This is a genomic window from Gilvimarinus japonicus (assembly GCF_042847215.1).
Taxonomy (GTDB): Bacteria; Pseudomonadota; Gammaproteobacteria; order Pseudomonadales; family Cellvibrionaceae; genus Gilvimarinus; species Gilvimarinus japonicus.
The window spans coordinates 3,726,487-3,742,335 of the sequence record NZ_AP031500.1 but is presented as its reverse complement, the minus strand read 5'-3'; the positions used below and the strand labels follow the sequence as shown (position 1 = coordinate 3,742,335).

15 protein-coding genes are annotated in these 15,849 nt (G+C 54.0%); 4 read left to right on the top strand and 11 right to left on the bottom strand.

Features of this window, described 5'->3' with window-relative positions:
• Positions 1-131: 131 nt before the first annotated feature.
• Together ACGHAD_RS15900 and ACGHAD_RS15895 are read right to left on the bottom strand one after the other, a co-directional pair.
• Complete coding sequence (locus ACGHAD_RS15900; RefSeq protein WP_339618007.1) at positions 132-542, bottom strand: Dabb family protein; 411 nt, start codon at positions 540-542, stop codon at positions 132-134.
• A 114-nt stretch (positions 543-656) separates the two neighbouring features.
• A complete protein-coding gene (locus tag ACGHAD_RS15895; RefSeq protein ID WP_382414846.1) occupies positions 657-923 on the bottom strand; it encodes a DUF2798 domain-containing protein in 267 nt (88 codons plus the stop codon).
• A gap of 125 nt (positions 924-1,048) precedes the next feature.
• Here ACGHAD_RS15895 and ACGHAD_RS15890 point away from each other — a divergent pair, with 125 nt between their 5' ends.
• Complete coding sequence (locus ACGHAD_RS15890; RefSeq protein WP_339618009.1) at positions 1,049-1,975, top strand: LysR substrate-binding domain-containing protein; 927 nt, start codon at positions 1,049-1,051, stop codon at positions 1,973-1,975.
• A gap of 11 nt (positions 1,976-1,986) precedes the next feature.
• On the opposite strand, the gene ACGHAD_RS15885 is transcribed toward ACGHAD_RS15890, so the two are convergent.
• Positions 1,987-2,391 (bottom strand): GFA family protein, encoded by a 405-nt coding sequence (locus ACGHAD_RS15885; RefSeq protein WP_382414848.1) that lies wholly within the window; start codon positions 2,389-2,391, stop codon positions 1,987-1,989.
• A 215-nt stretch (positions 2,392-2,606) separates the two neighbouring features.
• On the opposite strand from ACGHAD_RS15885, the gene ACGHAD_RS15880 reads away from it, so the two are divergent.
• Complete coding sequence (locus ACGHAD_RS15880; protein ID WP_382414850.1) at positions 2,607-4,235, top strand: mechanosensitive ion channel family protein; 1,629 nt, start codon at positions 2,607-2,609, stop codon at positions 4,233-4,235.
• Positions 4,236-4,496: 261 nt separating this feature from the next.
• The gene (locus ACGHAD_RS15875; protein ID WP_382414852.1) at positions 4,497-5,828 is read left to right on the top strand and encodes an OmpP1/FadL family transporter; all 1,332 of its coding nucleotides are present in this window, start codon (positions 4,497-4,499) and stop codon (positions 5,826-5,828) included.
• A gap of 55 nt (positions 5,829-5,883) precedes the next feature.
• Here the strand turns inward: ACGHAD_RS15875 and ACGHAD_RS15870 are convergent, their stop codons facing one another.
• The 8 genes from ACGHAD_RS15870 to glnA all read right to left on the bottom strand — a co-directional run bounded on the left by ACGHAD_RS15870 (position 5,884) and on the right by glnA (position 14,018).
• Positions 5,884-6,360 carry a GNAT family N-acetyltransferase gene (locus tag ACGHAD_RS15870; RefSeq protein WP_339618013.1) on the bottom strand — a complete coding sequence of 159 codons (477 nt, stop codon included), beginning with the start codon at positions 6,358-6,360 and terminating at the stop codon, positions 5,884-5,886.
• Positions 6,357-6,602 carry a DUF2164 domain-containing protein gene (locus ACGHAD_RS15865; protein ID WP_382414854.1) on the bottom strand — a complete coding sequence of 82 codons (246 nt, stop codon included), beginning with the start codon at positions 6,600-6,602 and terminating at the stop codon, positions 6,357-6,359. Before ACGHAD_RS15865 ends, ACGHAD_RS15870 begins: the two co-directional genes overlap by 4 nt.
• 130 nt (positions 6,603-6,732) lie before the next feature.
• Positions 6,733-7,605 carry a GyrI-like domain-containing protein gene (locus tag ACGHAD_RS15860; RefSeq protein WP_382414856.1) on the bottom strand — a complete coding sequence of 291 codons (873 nt, stop codon included), beginning with the start codon at positions 7,603-7,605 and terminating at the stop codon, positions 6,733-6,735.
• A gap of 48 nt (positions 7,606-7,653) precedes the next feature.
• Complete coding sequence (locus tag ACGHAD_RS15855; RefSeq protein ID WP_382414909.1) at positions 7,654-8,982, bottom strand: alanine/glycine:cation symporter family protein; 1,329 nt, start codon at positions 8,980-8,982, stop codon at positions 7,654-7,656.
• Positions 8,983-9,147: 165 nt separating this feature from the next.
• Positions 9,148-10,572 (bottom strand): nitrogen regulation protein NR(I), encoded by a 1,425-nt coding sequence (gene glnG, locus ACGHAD_RS15850; RefSeq protein ID WP_382414858.1) that lies wholly within the window; start codon positions 10,570-10,572, stop codon positions 9,148-9,150.
• Positions 10,559-11,662 (bottom strand): nitrogen regulation protein NR(II), encoded by a 1,104-nt coding sequence (gene glnL / locus ACGHAD_RS15845; protein ID WP_339618016.1) that lies wholly within the window; start codon positions 11,660-11,662, stop codon positions 10,559-10,561. Before glnL ends, glnG begins: the two co-directional genes overlap by 14 nt.
• 274 nt (positions 11,663-11,936) lie before the next feature.
• Entirely contained in the window at positions 11,937-12,485 is a 549-nt protein-coding gene (locus ACGHAD_RS15840) for a DUF4124 domain-containing protein (RefSeq protein WP_382414860.1), read from the bottom strand.
• Between the two features lie 129 nt (positions 12,486-12,614).
• Positions 12,615-14,018: a glutamate--ammonia ligase gene (glnA, locus tag ACGHAD_RS15835; protein ID WP_339618018.1), complete on the bottom strand. Its 1,404-nt coding sequence runs from the start codon at positions 14,016-14,018 to the stop codon at positions 12,615-12,617.
• A gap of 348 nt (positions 14,019-14,366) precedes the next feature.
• Here glnA and thiI point away from each other — a divergent pair, with 348 nt between their 5' ends.
• Positions 14,367-15,848 (top strand): tRNA uracil 4-sulfurtransferase ThiI, encoded by a 1,482-nt coding sequence (gene thiI, locus ACGHAD_RS15830; protein WP_382414863.1) that lies wholly within the window; start codon positions 14,367-14,369, stop codon positions 15,846-15,848.
• Position 15,849 lies beyond the last annotated feature (1 nt).

Sequence of the window (15,849 nt, the reverse complement as noted above, 5' to 3'; positions counted from 1 at the left end):
GTAAAGCTCCATACTGTTTACAGAAGTAGGTTGGTTGGGCGGTGAACCCGGCACCATGACATACCCTCAGCAATAAATAGGCCGGTTTAAAAACCGGCCTATGGAGTTGCGAACTTAATCGCAAATTGCCCTTAGACGGCGATGGAGTCGTACACCACAACCTTGCGCCATAAGTGGCTGCATTGCTCGACAAACTTTAAGTGGATTGGGTCCACTTGATAGGCGTCCTGATCGGCAGCGCTGGCAAACAGCAGCAGCTCTGACACCTGGTAGCTGTTATCCACGACGTCGCGCTGCTCGGTCGAGGCGGGTACACCGACGTGAATCCCCTGCACAGTGCTAATCGAGCCCAAGGTCTTTAAGCCGGCAATCAGCTGGTCGCGGTCCTCGCGTGAGTCGGGATTCTTCAGCCAAAAATACACTTTATGTACGACCGGTGGCAGCTCGCCACAGGTTTCGCCTGCTTGGGTGGTTCCTACGGCGGCCGCCGCGCTTAAGGTTGCGGCGCCGGTCAGAAACCGACGGCGGGATGAATCGCTCATGGTGCTCTCCATTTAGAGTATTGTTTGCAGCAATAGTAGCAAACCCCGGCGTCTGGGGCAGCGATCAGAAAATGTTTAACAGTTCTTTGCGCGGGCGCGATAAGCGCGAGTCCATTACGGCGGATGAACGGTCCAATGAACGAGCTTAAATACCAGCGGACGCACCAGTAAGACGCAAATAAAGGCGCAGGGCATGGCGATTTGGTACGCCTTCCAAACCCAGTGAATAAACGCCCCGTCGATACCACGGTTGAGCGCGGTAATTAAGGTGCACATTAAAAAAGCCATAATGGCGGCCATGTAGAACGAGAACATTACCGGCGTAAAACGTGGGTGTAGTTTACGTTGGGGTTTGGCTGCGTTGTTTACAGTCTTAGTCATTTAGCCTCCTGAGTTAGCGATGTCGTTACTGTAACGAGCGGGAATGAGTGTTGGTAGAGGCTTGGGGGTAATAGCAGTAATAAGCTAAGCTTACGAATACTTGTGGTATTGAGGCTTTTTAGCTTATGGATAGTGTGCGTGGAATTGACAGTTTTGTTCGTGCGGTAGAGGCCGGTAGTATTGCCGGGGCCGCGCGACGCCTAGGTATTAGCCCGGCGGCCGCCAGCCAAAACATCGCCCGCTTAGAAACTCAGTTGGGGGTGCGGTTGCTAACCCGTACCACACGCAGTCTGGCGTTAACGGACAGCGGGCGCTTGTACTACGAGCGGGTTAGCTCCTTAATACACGAGTTGGCATCGGCCAGCGAGGCGGTAAGCGAGTTGCGCGATGAGCCCCGTGGGCGCTTGGGTATTGCGGCAACAGCGGCCTTTGCCCGTCACGTGCTGGCGCCGTTGATTCCGGCATTTAACCGTCGTTACCCGCACATTACCATTGAGCTGATGGCGACCGATCGCAATGTTGACCACGTGCGTGAGTCCGTCGATGTGAGTATTCGCATTCAGCCGGCGCTGGAAGATGGTTTGGTGGCACGCCATATTGCTCGCGTGCCCTCGGTGTTTTGTGCCGCCCCAGATTATCTGGCGCGCCGGGGCACGCCCACAATACCCGAGCAGCTTCAGGAGCACGATTGTTTGGTGTTTCGGTTTCCGGCGGATGGGCGCTTTTTACGCTGGGGTTTTGTTCGTGCCGGCGAGCATTATTACCCGCCGGTACACGCCGCTATTATCAGCGATGACATTGATACCTTGGCACGTATGGCCGTCGCGGGCGCGGGTATTACGCGGTTGGGCGCGTTTATCGCCGCACCTTTTATTGCGCGAGGTGAGTTGGTTGAGCTATTTACCCCCTCGTCAAACGACAGCGTGTTAGCTGAGGTGGCACCACTGGATTTTTACTTCTGCGTGCGCGACCGCCACCAGTTAACCGGCAAAGTGCGGGCGTTTCGGGATTACCTGGCCGAGGCGCTGCCTGAGCATTGGCGAGCGCCGTAGCGGTTTATGGTTTATAAATGGCGGGTTTCGGCGGGGGCTTCTTGCCAGTTGTCGTTGGCGCCATCCGAGTAACTCAGCGGCGCCTCGATCAGCTCCTGTGGCGTGGCATCGTCTAGGCAGGCGAGGTTAATGTAATAAAAGTCGCCGCCCGCCACCTCAAGATGACCAAAACCGTAGGGGCTGACTCCGCAGTGCTGGCAAAACGGGTGATGCATCGCTTTGGTATTAAACTGGTAGTCGGTGAGCTCGTGCTCGCCCTGGGTAATGGTCATAGCCTCGGGCTTGATGATCGTGCCCCAGCTGCGAGTTTTGCGGCAAATTGAGCAGTTGCAGCGCCCAGTGCCACGGCTTAGGTCAATGTCGGCTGCAAACGCGACGGCGCCGCAGTGACAGCTACCGTGATAGTGCTTTTCCATGGTCATTCTCCTTGACGGTGATTTTTAGTGTTCGGCTCCTGGTGTAACAGGTAATGCGGAGTCGTAAAGCCAAGGTTAAGGGCAATCTATGACAGTTCACGTCGTAATAAGCTGGTGTAAAAGCGCAGAAACTTGTTTGCTTTAAAGTCGCTTGCGCTATAGTTAGTCCATCAGAAAACCGGATGTTGCATGGTTATATTCTAGGGGATTGGGCGATGGCGTTATTGCGGTGGTTGCTGCTGTTGTGGTGTGTTTCGGGGGCGTCACTTGCCTTGGCGGAGGACGAAGACAAAGACAAGCCTTTACATGACCCACTGGATGTCGCGCAGCATGCCTCGGTGGATTTGTGGGGCATGCATATCGCCACGATCCGCGCGCAATACCGCCAATACTCGCCAAAAGAGCGGGCCAAAACGGCGGTCGAGCGTATTCGCTCAATCCCCATCGCAAAAGATTACGATTTATCGGTCAACCTTGTGCAAGAAAAGGACTACAACGGCGCATGGGTGATGGTGAATGATAACCGAGTGTTTGGGTTATTAAAGCAGGATGCGCCAGAGAAAATAACACTGGAAGAATACGCCGAGCAAGCCAAAGCGAATTTAAGTGCGTGGCTGCAGCGGCGCGATGCACAACAAAAGCCCGAGTTATTAGTAAAAGGTGCTATTTATTCTGCGATCGCTTCGCTATGTTTTGGGGGGATTATTTTTCTTTTGTTGCGCGGTCGCGAGCGGTTACTACTGTGGCTAGAAAAGCGCAATAACCCAGGCAGCGGTTCCAGCCGCTTGCAAGTGGGCGGTATTTATTTAGTGCCCTACTTAGTGTCGCTGCTGTCAAGTCTGGCGCGTTTGCTGTTGATGGCATTGGTGGCGCTGTTTAGCTACCTTTGGCTGGCGTTTGTGATGCGGCAGTTTCCCTATACCGTTGGTTTTGGTCAGCGATTAACCGATTATATTGTCGATATTATCGCCAAGATCGGCTTGGCGATAGTCGGTTCTATTCCTGACATCGTGATGGTGCTGGTGATTTTTTGGCTCGCCAGTATCGTTAGCGACATGGTCAAAAATGTTTTCTCACGGATCGAGCGCGGTCGTTTACGCTCCAGTTTATTTGACCCGGAAACCGCCAAGGCCACGCGCCGGGTTATTGTCGTACTCGTTTGGTTGTTTTCGATTATCATCGCCTACCCTTATATCCCAGGCTCCGATACCGAGGCCTTTAAAGGCGTCAGTGTGTTTATTGGTTTGATCGTCTCGCTGGGCTCGGCCGGTATTGTCAGTCAGGTTTTGGGTGGCCTTATTGTGGTTTATAGTCGCGCATTTCAGCCAGGAGAGTACGTAAAAGTATCGGATTACGAAGGCACTGTGACGACAGTAGGTGTTTTGTCGACGAAAATAAAAACCATTAAAAATGAAGAGATCACCATCCCAAATGCTGTGCTGCTAAATGCTTCGAGCACTAACTATAGCCGCTTGGCCAAACCCAACGGCATTATCATTTCTACCAGCGTGACGATCGGTTACGACACGCCCTGGCCGCAGGTGCATCACCTGTTGTTAGATGCTGCGCAGCGCACCGAGGGGGTCCGCGAAGATCCCGAGCCTAATGTGCGGCAAACCGCGCTCAGTGACTGGTACGTTGAGTACCGTTTGCTGGTGCATATTGACGCTCCTGAGATTAAAGTTATGGTGTTATCTGAGTTGCATCAGCACATACAAGATGTTTTTGCCGAGGCCGATTTGCAAATTATGTCACCTCATTTTATGGCGCAACCAGAAAAAGCCCTGGTGCCCGCACCTTGGACGGCACCAACCAAGGCGGCAGCGCCCGAAAACGAGAAATAGCCTGTGTTTTACCGTGCTGATTTACGCTAACTGTGAGTTGTTCGTAAATTTTTGCTACGGGGGCTGATTTTTAACGCGCTTCTGCTAGGCTTAAGGCAGCGCGCTTCGTGGCTCGCAGTATAGCGGCATCTGTGGTATTGATACCGGTAGGGTGCTTGCCCATTACTCAGTTGGCACTATTGGTTATGGCATGTTTGCTAAGACATAGTGCAGGCTGGGTAACGCTTATCTTGTCGTTTGACCGACGCAGAGGAGTTACATATGTCTAATAAATTCAATAAAACCTTACTGGCCACAACTCTAGCTTTTTCTCCTATCTTTGCCCACGGTGCGTCCTTTCAGTTACTGGAACAAAGCCCGGCGCATTTAGGCAAGGCGTTTGCGGGGACTGGCTCGGATATTACCGATGCCAGCACCGTGTACTTTAACCCCGCCGGTATGACCAAACTGGATCGCGTCTCGCTGACCGCGGGGGTTAATTTGGTCGCCACCGACGCACAGTTTAATAACGAAGGGTCGTCCTTCTCGGGTGAAGGCGACACCACTGACGAATTGGGGGTTATTCCCAACCTTTACGCGGTAGTGCCACTGGGTGATAGGCTCGCCGTGGGTTTTGGGGTTAACGCGCCATACGGGCTTGCCAGTAGCTTTAACGACGAGTGGGTGGGCCGCTACTCCGCCACTTACAGCGAGCTACAGCTGGTCAATGTTAATGCTACCGCCTCTTGGGCGATCACGGATTTTATCGCCATTGGCGCCGGTGTAAATTACCAAACCATCGAGGCCGATTTGCAAAGTCAGGTGGACTCCTCTTTAGGCCTGGCGCCCAATACGGCGACCGACAGCAGCGCAAAAATTAAAGGCGATGACGACGACTTTGTGTTGGATTTGAGTGTGCTGATTACTCCATCGGACAGAACCAGTATTGGTTTAGTGTGGCGTGAAGGGGGCGAGTTTAAGCTTGAGGGCGATGCTACCTTCGATTTAAACGCCGCCTGTAGCCCTGGGGCCGGTTACCCCACTGGGGCACCGCCAGCGCCCACCACCGGTACTTTGTGTGCGGGCGGCTTGAGCGCCCTAGAGGGTGATATTGAAGCGGAAGTGAGCATGCCGGACACGTTAACCTTTAGTGTGACTCAGTATGTCACCGAAGGGTGGGCGTTCCATGCGGATATTGCACAAACCCGCTGGAGCAGCATCCAAAATATTGAAGTCATCAACACCGGCAATGGCGCTCAGGTTGACGAGTTGGACTTACAATACGATGACACGATGCGTTATGCACTAGGCACCAGCATCGACACTGGCGCATGGACATGGCGCGCCGGTATCGCGTTGGATGAAGCCCCACAAACGAGCCCAGAGCACTTAAGCCCGCGCATCCCGGATGCCGACCGCACTTGGTTGAGTGTCGGTGCTAACTGGGAAGTCTCAAGCCACTTGTCGTTGGACGTTGGTTACACGCACTTGCTAGTGGATGATGCCTCGCTGCGTGAAGAATCGACCAGTGCCGCCGGCGTTCCTGGAGTGTTGGCGGGCTCGTTCGACAGCAGCGTCGATATTCTGGGCGCGCAGTTAAACTGGCGTTTTTGATCGTTACGGAGAACGGGGGCTGATAATTATTTCGTACCCCGTACCCCGTACCCCGTTAAAGTTTCTTCTCCCAAAACTCAGCTCGGCCCGCTTGCGGGTCGAGCTGATAGCCGGCAAAGCCAAATTTTTGGTAGAGCGCCGCGGCTATTTTATTCTCGCTTAATACTTCTAACGTAAGCTTGCAGCAACCTCGCTGCCGGGCAATAACCTCTGCTTGCTCAAGTAGCTGTTGCGCGATCCCCTGACCACGGTATGGCGCTGAGACACTGACGTCGTGAATATTAAGTAACGGCTTACAATAAAAAGTAGAAAAACCTTCAAAGGCATTCAATAAACCCACCGCGCGACCGCCCGAGTAAGCCAATAGTGTAATTGCATCACGCTTGGCTAGCTCTGTCACAATATTAGCTCGCGTAAACTCGCTTAAACCTTGGCCGCCACCCATTGGGTCTTGCGCGTATTCGCACAGTAAACGAACCAGGCTTTTTGCGTCGGCGGTGCTGTCAAAATTCGCACTGCGTACTTGTATCAACGTATAAACTCCGTGGGCTTTTCGATCTCATAAAGAGCGTCGCTCATCGCATCCATTTTTTCTTGCAGTACCGTGTTGGCATCAAACAGAGCTCGGTTGTAAAAATACGGACCGATTTGCTCGGCAAAAAAATCGAGTAAAAACTGTGCGTCAAAACTGCCTAAATCCTGACCTAGCTCTTGGTCGAAATACAGTTGAATTTTTTTAACGAGTATGTCTTTTTCTTCGGCGGAGAATTTCATAATGCGCTGCTTTTATGTCGATTGGATGGAGAGACAGTTGGCGACTTTATGCCAAAATTAATAACGAATGATATTCATGGGCGCCTTATTTGTAGGGTCATTATATCAAGACGTCGGCTGGTGATCACACTCACTCACTTGATAAAGGTAAATAGATGTCGGTGATCATTTGGTTTTTCGAAACTTCAGGGTAAAAAGCTACTCGCTCAATAAATAAAGGAAATGTCCCTGTCTTTTTTTGACTGGTGGGGAGCCAATCTTGGTAGAGGTGGCGAATCTGAGCGTCTAAGCCGCTGTCAGGACCAATATAGCGAAGGCGTGCACAGTATTGTCCGGGAATTTCTGTCTGCTTCACCTCGGGTGGTGTACTAACAGATCGAATCCTCTCAACGGCTAAACCTAGTGAATAGGTGTTATTGTCAACTATGTTTGGGTCGCCATAAAAAATATTAAACGTGCGACTACGTGAGGGGGAAAGTCCCTGAGTTTTACGCCAAGCGATAAACGCTAACACGCTATCGCTGATGTGTGTCGGTAAGCCTCGATGGCGCCATTCATAGATTTTTAGTGACGAAAAATAGACACATTCGACACTGGAAAAATTGCTGGTCATAGCTCTCTCTTGAGTTTTAGGAGGGTGGTTGAGCAGTTGGCGTATTTTTATTTTGTCACTACGGTAAGCTTTAGCGCTAACTTGGTAGCATTTTCGAAACGCTCGGCTGAAGCCCTCGGGAGACTGGTAGCCATTACTTAGTGCAATATCGAGCACCGACAGCTGCGGGCGGAAGGCGAGCTGGAAAGCGGCTCGGTGTAGTCGCTGTGCTGCGATAAATGACTGCACCGTGCTGCCGGTGTATGCTTTAAATAAACGGTGAAAGTGGTAAGGCGAGCAATGGGCTATGTCGCTTATTTCTGCCAGAGTGGGAATACACTCGGGATGGGCATCGAGAAAGCTTAGGGCTTTCTCGATGCGTTCTTTGGCTGTTAATGTGGTTGTTTGCATTGGCGTAGTATACGACGGTCGCTACGGTAAAACCTGACCGATCTTGCGCTAACGTTGCGAATCGAAAGCGGAAAAATACACGCGGGCGGCGCGCATGATACGCGGGGCGAGGATCAAGGCCGAGAGCATGGTCGGGATTGCCATCGCGGCGTACATGCCGATCAGGAAATTAAAAATAACGCTGATGGAGCCCACGCTGCCGGCGACAATTAACAGGCAGTAAACCCAGACATAATGGTGTTGATGTTGCGCGCCGATTAAAAATCCGAGGCATTTACTGCCGTAATACCAAAAGGTAAGGATCGTGCTTAGGCTTAAAAATATCACCATAACCGTGAGCAGTAATGGCCCCCAGTTGCCATAGGTCGTGCTAAAGGCGTTGGCGGTGAGGGCGACACCGTCGGCTTCGGTGCTTTGCCAGACGCCGGTAATCAGAATGACCAAGGCGGTACAGGTGCAAACGATCAGGGTATCAATCACCGGGCCGGTCATGGCGACTAGCCCTTCGCGCACAGGCTCGTTGGTTTTGGCAGCGCCGTGTGCCATCGACTCGGTGCCAATGCCCGCTTCGTTAGAGAAGGCGCCGCGACTCACACCGACCTGAATTACTGTGCCCAACGCGCCCCCGGCAACCGCTTGGCCGGTAAAGGCATCGTGAAAAATCAGCCCAAAAGCGGCGGGAATTTCACTCAGGTGGGTGGCCAGAATACCCAGTGTCATTAGCATGTAGCCCACCACCATGGCGGGGACTAATCGCGCGGTCACTTTACCGACGCGGGATAGGCTGCCGCTGATGACCGATAACACCAACAGCGCGCTGATAATACCGACGGTAAGGTCAAAGCCAAAGTGTGACTGCTCGGTGGCAAGCTCTAGTGGGTAGGCGACGGAGCCGCGCAGCATGGCAACAAGCTGGTTAATTTGAAACACCGGCTGGGTGCCGCACAGGCCGGCAAAGGCAAAAAACAACGCCAGTGGCAGCCAGTGTTTGCCTAACCCTTCGCGAATCACATACATGGGCCCGCCTTGCAGGGTGCCCTGAGAATCGTAACCGCGATACATAACGGCGGCGGTGGCGGTAAAAAACTTAGTGGCAATCCCGACAATCGCCGTGAGCCACATCCAAAAAACCGCGCCTGGTCCGCCGGCGGTAATCGCCAGCGCCACGCCGGCGATATTGCCAAGCCCGAGGGTGCCAGACAGTGCGGTGGTCAGTGCTTGAAAGTGGCTGAGTGTGCCTTGGTCGCTGTGGTTATCGTAACGTCCGGTGAGAATGGCAAAGCCGTGCGCAAAGTGACGGTAAGGAAGCGCGCGACTGTAAACAAGCAGAAACAGTCCGCCGCCGACGAGCAGCACGATGAGTGGTAGGCCCCACATAAAACTGGCGAACTGCTCAATCCACTTGGCCACAATACTTCCCCCTAATGATGATTAGGGTTATACCCTAGCACGGGGAACGGGGAACGGGGAACGGGGAACGGGGAACGGGGAACGGGGAACGGGGAACGCCGGGCTATCTGCGTAGCCCGGCGCAATCGGTGTTTAGCTGTTGACCTCTTCGGCGCCGGCCATTCCCAGCTCTTTGAGTTTACGGGTTAGCGTATTGCGGCCCCAGCCCAATAAATTGGCGGCGTCGCGCTTGCGTCCGGCGGTGTATTTAAGCGCGGTTTCTATTAAGGCTTTTTCAAAGGTGGGCACCGCTTCACTCAATAATTGGTGGTGGCCGCGGGCAAGGGCTTGATCGGCCCAGTGGCGCAGGGCTTTTTCCCAGTCATCGGCGGGGGCGTTGCCCTCTTTGTTGTCCATCAGCTCCGGCGGTAAATCCTCGGTGTGTACTTCACGGCCCGAGGCCATCACCGTAATCCAGCGGCAGGTGTTTTCTAGCTGACGAACGTTGCCCGGCCACGGCAGACTGCACATAAACTCTTCGGTTTCTGAGAGTAAAATTTTGGTGTCGACATTGAGCTCGCCGGCGGCTTTTTGCAAGAAGAACTGCGAGAGCTTGGGGATGTCTTCGCGGCGTTGTGCGAGTTTGGGGATATGAATCCGAATCACGTTCAGGCGGTGAAACAAGTCTTCCCGGAAGGAGTTCTCGGTGACCAGGTTTTCTAGGTCTTGGTGCGTAGCGGCAATAATCCGCACGTCGACTTTCACCGGGGTGTGGCCACCCACGCGATAGAACTCCCCGTCGGCCAAAACTCGCAGCAGGCGCGTTTGAGTCTCGGCAGGCATATCGCCGATCTCATCCAAAAACAGGGTGCCGCCATTGGCTTGCTCAAAGCGCCCTTGGCGCTGGGTGGCGGCGCCGGTAAAGGCGCCTTTCTCGTGGCCAAACAATTCCGACTCCATTAAGTCTTTGGGAATTGCCGCCATGTTCAGGGCGATAAACGGTTCGTTGCGGCGCGGGCTGTGGCGATGCAGGGCGCGGGCGACCAATTCTTTACCGGTGCCGGACTCGCCGTTAATTAATACGGTAATGTTCGATTGCGACAGACGCCCGATCGCGCGAAACACCTCTTGCATGGCCGGCGCTTCGCCGATGATCTCGGTATCGATTTCTACGGTGTCGGGGTGGCTGCGCTCGGATTTTTGCTCTTCGGCATGGGCCAGGGCGCGCTGCACCACCGCGACGGCTTCGTCGACATCGAACGGCTTGGGTAGATATTCAAAGGCACCGCCTTGATAGGCGGCGACGGCGCTATCGAGGTCTGAGTGTGCGGTCATAATAATAACCGGCACCGTCGGGTGATTGCTGTGCAGGGTGGACAACAGCCCCAGCCCGTCGACCCCTGGCATGCGAATGTCACTGACAATAGCGTCGGGCACTTCGCGACTTAACTGATTGAGGGCGGCATCACCGGAGTCGAAAGTACGGGTCTCGATGCCGGAGCCCTGCAGGGCTTTTTCTAAGACCCAGCGAATGGAGCGGTCGTCGTCAATGATCCAAACTCGGTTAGACTTCTGCATGGCGGTTTCTCATTGGTGTTGAGTTTGTGTGTGATGAGTCCATCGGTAAAAACAGCGAAAAACAAGTTTCGCCCGGTTCACTGTGGCACTCGATCAGTCCCTGATGTTGATGAATTAAATGCTGCGAAATGGTCAGCCCTAGGCCAGTGCCTTCGGCGCGACCGGATATCATCGGATAAAAAATTTGTTTGGCCATTTCCTCGGGAATACCCGGGCCGTTGTCGGTAACCTCAACGTGAATGACCAGCGGGTGGTTTTGCCGGCCAATGGTAAATTGCCGCCGCACGCGGGTGCGCAGTGTGAGCGAGGGCGCCGGCGTGTGGCTCTCAAGCATGGCTTGCATGGCATTGCGGGCGATATTTAAAAATGCCTGAATCAGCATTTCTTTGTCGCCGTGCATATCGGGAATGCTTGGGTCGTAATCGCGCACGATGCGAATGGTGTCTTCGCTCTCGGCGCGAATCATGGTGGCAACCCGCTCTAACACCTCGTGAATATTTAAATCACTTTGCTGTGGCAGCTGGTTAGGACCAAGCATACGGTCGACAAGGTTGCGCAGCCGGTCGGCCTCATCAATGATGATGTTGGTGTATTCGGTAAAAGTGTCGCCGGGTAGCTCGCGCGCTAATAATTGTGCCGCACCGCGAATACCACCCAGCGGGTTTTTAATCTCATGGGCCATGCCGCGAATGAGACCGCGTGTAGTCTCTTGGCTGGAGGCCATCATCTCTTCGCGCGAGATGCGCAGTAGCCGGTCGATCGGCAAAATCTCAATGACCAAGCCATCGTTGTTGGTAAAAGGCGTTACGGTATAGTCCACCGTAATTTGCTCGCCGTTTAGCAGCTGCCATTCGGCGTGACGCTTGGTGTAGTGGTCGGCGTTGCGCGCCGCTTGTAGCAGCTCGCCAGCGGTATCGGCGGACTCGTGAAAAAAGTGGGTAATCGCCTCGCCCTGGCAGCGCTCACAGCTAATCGACAGCAGCACCTCGGCGGCCGGATTCATGTGGCACAACTGCAGGTGGCTATCAAGCAAGATGATGGCCGTGCTTAAACTGTCTAGCAGTGGTTTGTGTATATCTTGGGGCGTCACGTCGGCTTACTACTCCAAAGACCGCGGTGCGGTGGTTGATAGGGGTGCACTATGCAAATACTGAACCAATAGCAAAAAGCCCGAAAAACGGGCGTTTTCGTCGATAACGATTGGCTCGTCCGATTATTCTTGCACAAAAATGGTGCTTTTGCGTTATCGCGGGGCGCAGGCTGCGCCCCGAGTTGGGGTGTGATGCAAAGTAGGGCTAACCTTGATGCTGGCGTCTGAGCGGCGCCATTGGCGCCGCGAGTGAGGCGGAATCTTAGTGCGGCATTTAGTTGATGGTCGAGGCGCGATGCACGTAAACCGTTACCGTGGCGCTTTTAGAGAGCACGTTGCCGCTTGAGTCTTCGACCTGGGCGTAAATATTATGCTCGCCGCGGAAGATCTCCCGAATCGAGTAGTTGTTGACGGTGCCCCTGCCCAGTAGTTCGCCGTCCATGTAATAGGCGATTTTTGCCCCTTCTTTTAAGGGGGCCTGCAAGCTTACCGCGATGATTAAGTCTCGCTGGCCGGGGGTGACCGTGTACTCGTTCTCTGGGCTGACAATGCGGATGGCGTAGTTCGTCTGATCGCGCTCGGGCTCGCTCATTGTGTCGGGCTCGCTGAGCTCCATGGGCTTGCCGGCGGGCATGACGTTGGTGGGACGCACCTTGACCTTCTCGGCCTTGCCGCTTTTTTCGGCGGTGCTTGGGTCGTCGGTGTAGGTGACATTGCCGTATTTGTCGACGGACTTATAGACCTCGGCCTGAGCTGTCGCTGCGAGCAGCAGTAGCATTACCATAAGTGAGATAGCGGTTTTTAATCCTGTAAGCGGCTTCATTGCATGATCCTGCGATTGCCTGTCCAAGATTATAAGATAGCGTGTCGGGCCACAAAGAAAAAGGCCCGATCATTGCTGATCGGGCCTTTTTGTGAGCGTTGACACGCGTGCGTGTCGGGCTCGGGCGTCTTACAGGCTGTAGTACAGCTCGAACTCTACAGGGTGCGGAGTCATTTGCAGACGCTGGATGTCGGCTTTTTTCAACTCGATGTAAGAGTCGATAAAGTCTTTGGTGAATACGCCGCCTGCTTGCAGGTATTCGTTGTCGTCTTCCAGAGCTTGCAGCGCTTGTTCCAGACTTGAGCACACGGTTGGGATTTGTGCTTCTTCTTCTGGAGGCAGGTCGTACAAGTCTTTAGAGGCGGCTTCACCTGGGTGGATCTTGTTTTGCACACCGTCCAGGCCGGCCATCATCAGTGCCGCAAAGCACAGGTATGGGTTGGCGGTTGGGTCGGGGAAGCGAGTCTCAACGCGCTTGGCTTTCGGGCTGGTGACAAACGGAATGCGGATAGACGCAGAGCGGTTGCGAGCCGAGTAAGCTAGCATTACGGGCGCTTCAAAGCCAGGTACCAAACGCTTGTAAGAGTTGGTAGAGGCGTTACAGAAGGCGTTTAGCGAGCGCGCGTGCTTGATGATACCGCCGATGTAGAACAGGGCAGTTTCAGACAAACCAGCGTAGTCGTCACCGGCAAACTGGTTAACACCGTCTTTGGAGAAAGACTGGTGAACGTGCATACCTGAGCCATTATCGCCGATCAGTGGCTTAGGCATAAAGGTAGCTGTTTTGCCGTAGGCGTGGGCTACGTTGTGTACGCAGTACTTCAAAATCTGTACTTCGTCGGCTTTTTTCACCAGGGTGTTGGCGCCAACACCGATTTCACACTGACCAGCAGTGGCCACTTCGTGGTGGTGAACTTCAATTTCCAGACCCATGGCTTCCATGGCGTTACACATGGCGCCACGCAAGTCGTTCAGTGAGTCAACCGGAGGCACGGGGAAGTAGCCGCCTTTAACGGTTGGGCGGTGGCCGGCGTTGCCGTCTTCGAAATCGTCACCAGAAGACCAAGCGCCTTCTTCAGATTTGATTTTGTAGAAAGAGCCGCCCATTTCAGAGGCCCAATGTACGCTATCGAATACGAAGAACTCGGGCTCGGGGCCGAACAGAGCGGTATCGCCCAGGCCGGTAGACTTTAAGTACTCTTCAGCGCGCAGGCCGATAGAGCGTGGGTCGCGATCGTAGCCCTGCATGGTGGTAGGCTCAACGATGTTACAGCGAATAATAATGGTGGTGTCTTCTGAGAACGGGTCCAGAATAGAAGTCTCGTCCGCAGGCATCAAAATCATGTCTGATTCGTTAATGCCTTTCCAGCCATTGATAGATGAACCATCAAACATTTTGCCTTCTTCAAAGAAGTCGTCGTCGATGGTAGATGCAGGAATGGTTACGTGCTGTTCTTTACCGATGGTGTCGGTAAAGCGCATATCTACCCAGCGAGCTTCATGTTCTTTGATCAGATCCAGTGTTCTAGACATCGAGTGCCTCCAGTTTGTAATAGCCAGCAGGGCTACGGTCGTTAATAGTCGAAACTTTGAAAGCGCAACCGGTGCGCTTTCGGTGTGCGCCGCCATAGGCGGTGACACAATTTTGTCTCTGGCTTAGGGCAAGAAGTATGCCACCGAGCAGGGCGCCAGTGTAGCACGGCAAGTGCGCGGCTGAAGCACAGATGTTGAGTCGATTGCGCACGCGTAGTGCGCCAATGTGGTGCGTTGCTGCGTGGGGTGTGCGCCAAAATGGTGCTTTGTGGTTTTGCTGTGTTTTGTCTCGCCTTCGCCCATGCATTATACTGTAGCGCTTTTACCGCGCGCTTACAGTAGGCTTTCATGCATTTCATCGTCAAGGTTTTCCCAGAAATAATTATTAAGAGCCCGCCGGTTCGCAAACGTTTTATCCGGCAGCTGCGCGACAACTTGCGCACACTTCTCGCGGGGATTGATCGCGATATCAAGGTTCAGCGCGATTGGGAGAAAATCGAAATCACCGCCGATGACTCCGGCCTAGATGACGCGGCTCGGCTGCAGCGTGAGGCGCAAGTGGCCGAGGTACTAGGGCGCACCCCAGGTATTGGCAATTACCTGCATGTGGTGGAGTATCCGCTGGGTGACTTACACGATATTTACGAAAAAACTTTAGAAAACTGGGGTGACTCGCTCGCCGGACGCACCTTTTGCGTGCGGGTTAAGCGCAGCGGCAACCACGACTTTACCTCGACTGATGTCGAGCGTTACGTGGGTGGCGGCTTGGCGCAGCATACCGAGAACGCCGGTGTCGCGCTAAAAAAACCCGATATCACGGTGCGGCTAGAGGTTAAGCAAGAGCGGCTGTTTGTGGTGGCGCGTCAGTGCCGGGGGCTGGGCGGTTATCCGCTGGGCTCACAGGAGTCAGTATTGTCGCTTATCTCGGGGGGCTTTGACTCTACGGTATCGACCTACTTGACCATGAAGCGCGGTATTCGCACCCACTTTTGCTTTTTTAATCTAGGCGGCCGCCAGCACGAGATCGGCGTTAAAGAGGTGGCCTATTATCTGTGGCAAAAATACGGCGCCTCACACCCGGTTAAATTTGTCACCATCCCGTTTGAGGGGGTGGTGTCTGAGATTTTGCAGCACGTCGACAACTCCTATATGGGGGTGGTGCTTAAGCGCATGATGATGCGCGCCGCCAGCGCGGTAGCCGAGTCGGCCAAGTTGCCGGCATTAGTAACCGGCGAGAGCGTCGCCCAGGTGTCCAGCCAAACGCTGCCCAACTTAAGTGTGATTGACCGGGTGACCGATACGCTGGTGTTGCGGCCGTTGGTGACAATGGATAAAGGCGAGATTATCGATATCTCGCGCACCATTGGTACCGAGACGTTTGCCGCTAGCATGCCTGAGTACTGCGGGGTGATTTCGGTTAAGCCCACCACCCGCGCGCGGCTCGATAAGGTTGAGTACGTGGAGTCGAAATTTGATTTTGCGGTGCTGGAGCGCGCTATTGCCGAGCAAGTGGCGGTGGATGTGCGGGAGCTGGCCGAGACCATCGATGAAGGCGCGAGCGCCGAGGTAGTAGAGGTGCTGCCCGTCGGGGCAGTGGTGGTGGATATTCGTCACCCCGATGAAGAAGAATTGAAGCCCCTGTTAATCGACGGTGCTGAAGTGTTGAAAATTCCGTTTTACACACTCAATAATGCCTTGGCGCAATTAGAGGCCGGCCGGCAGTATTATCTGTACTGTGAGAAAGGCATTATGAGCCAGCTGCACGCTTCGCACTTGGTGGACGATGGTCACACCAATATTGGTGTGTTTCGCCCGGCGGCTCGGGCTTAGC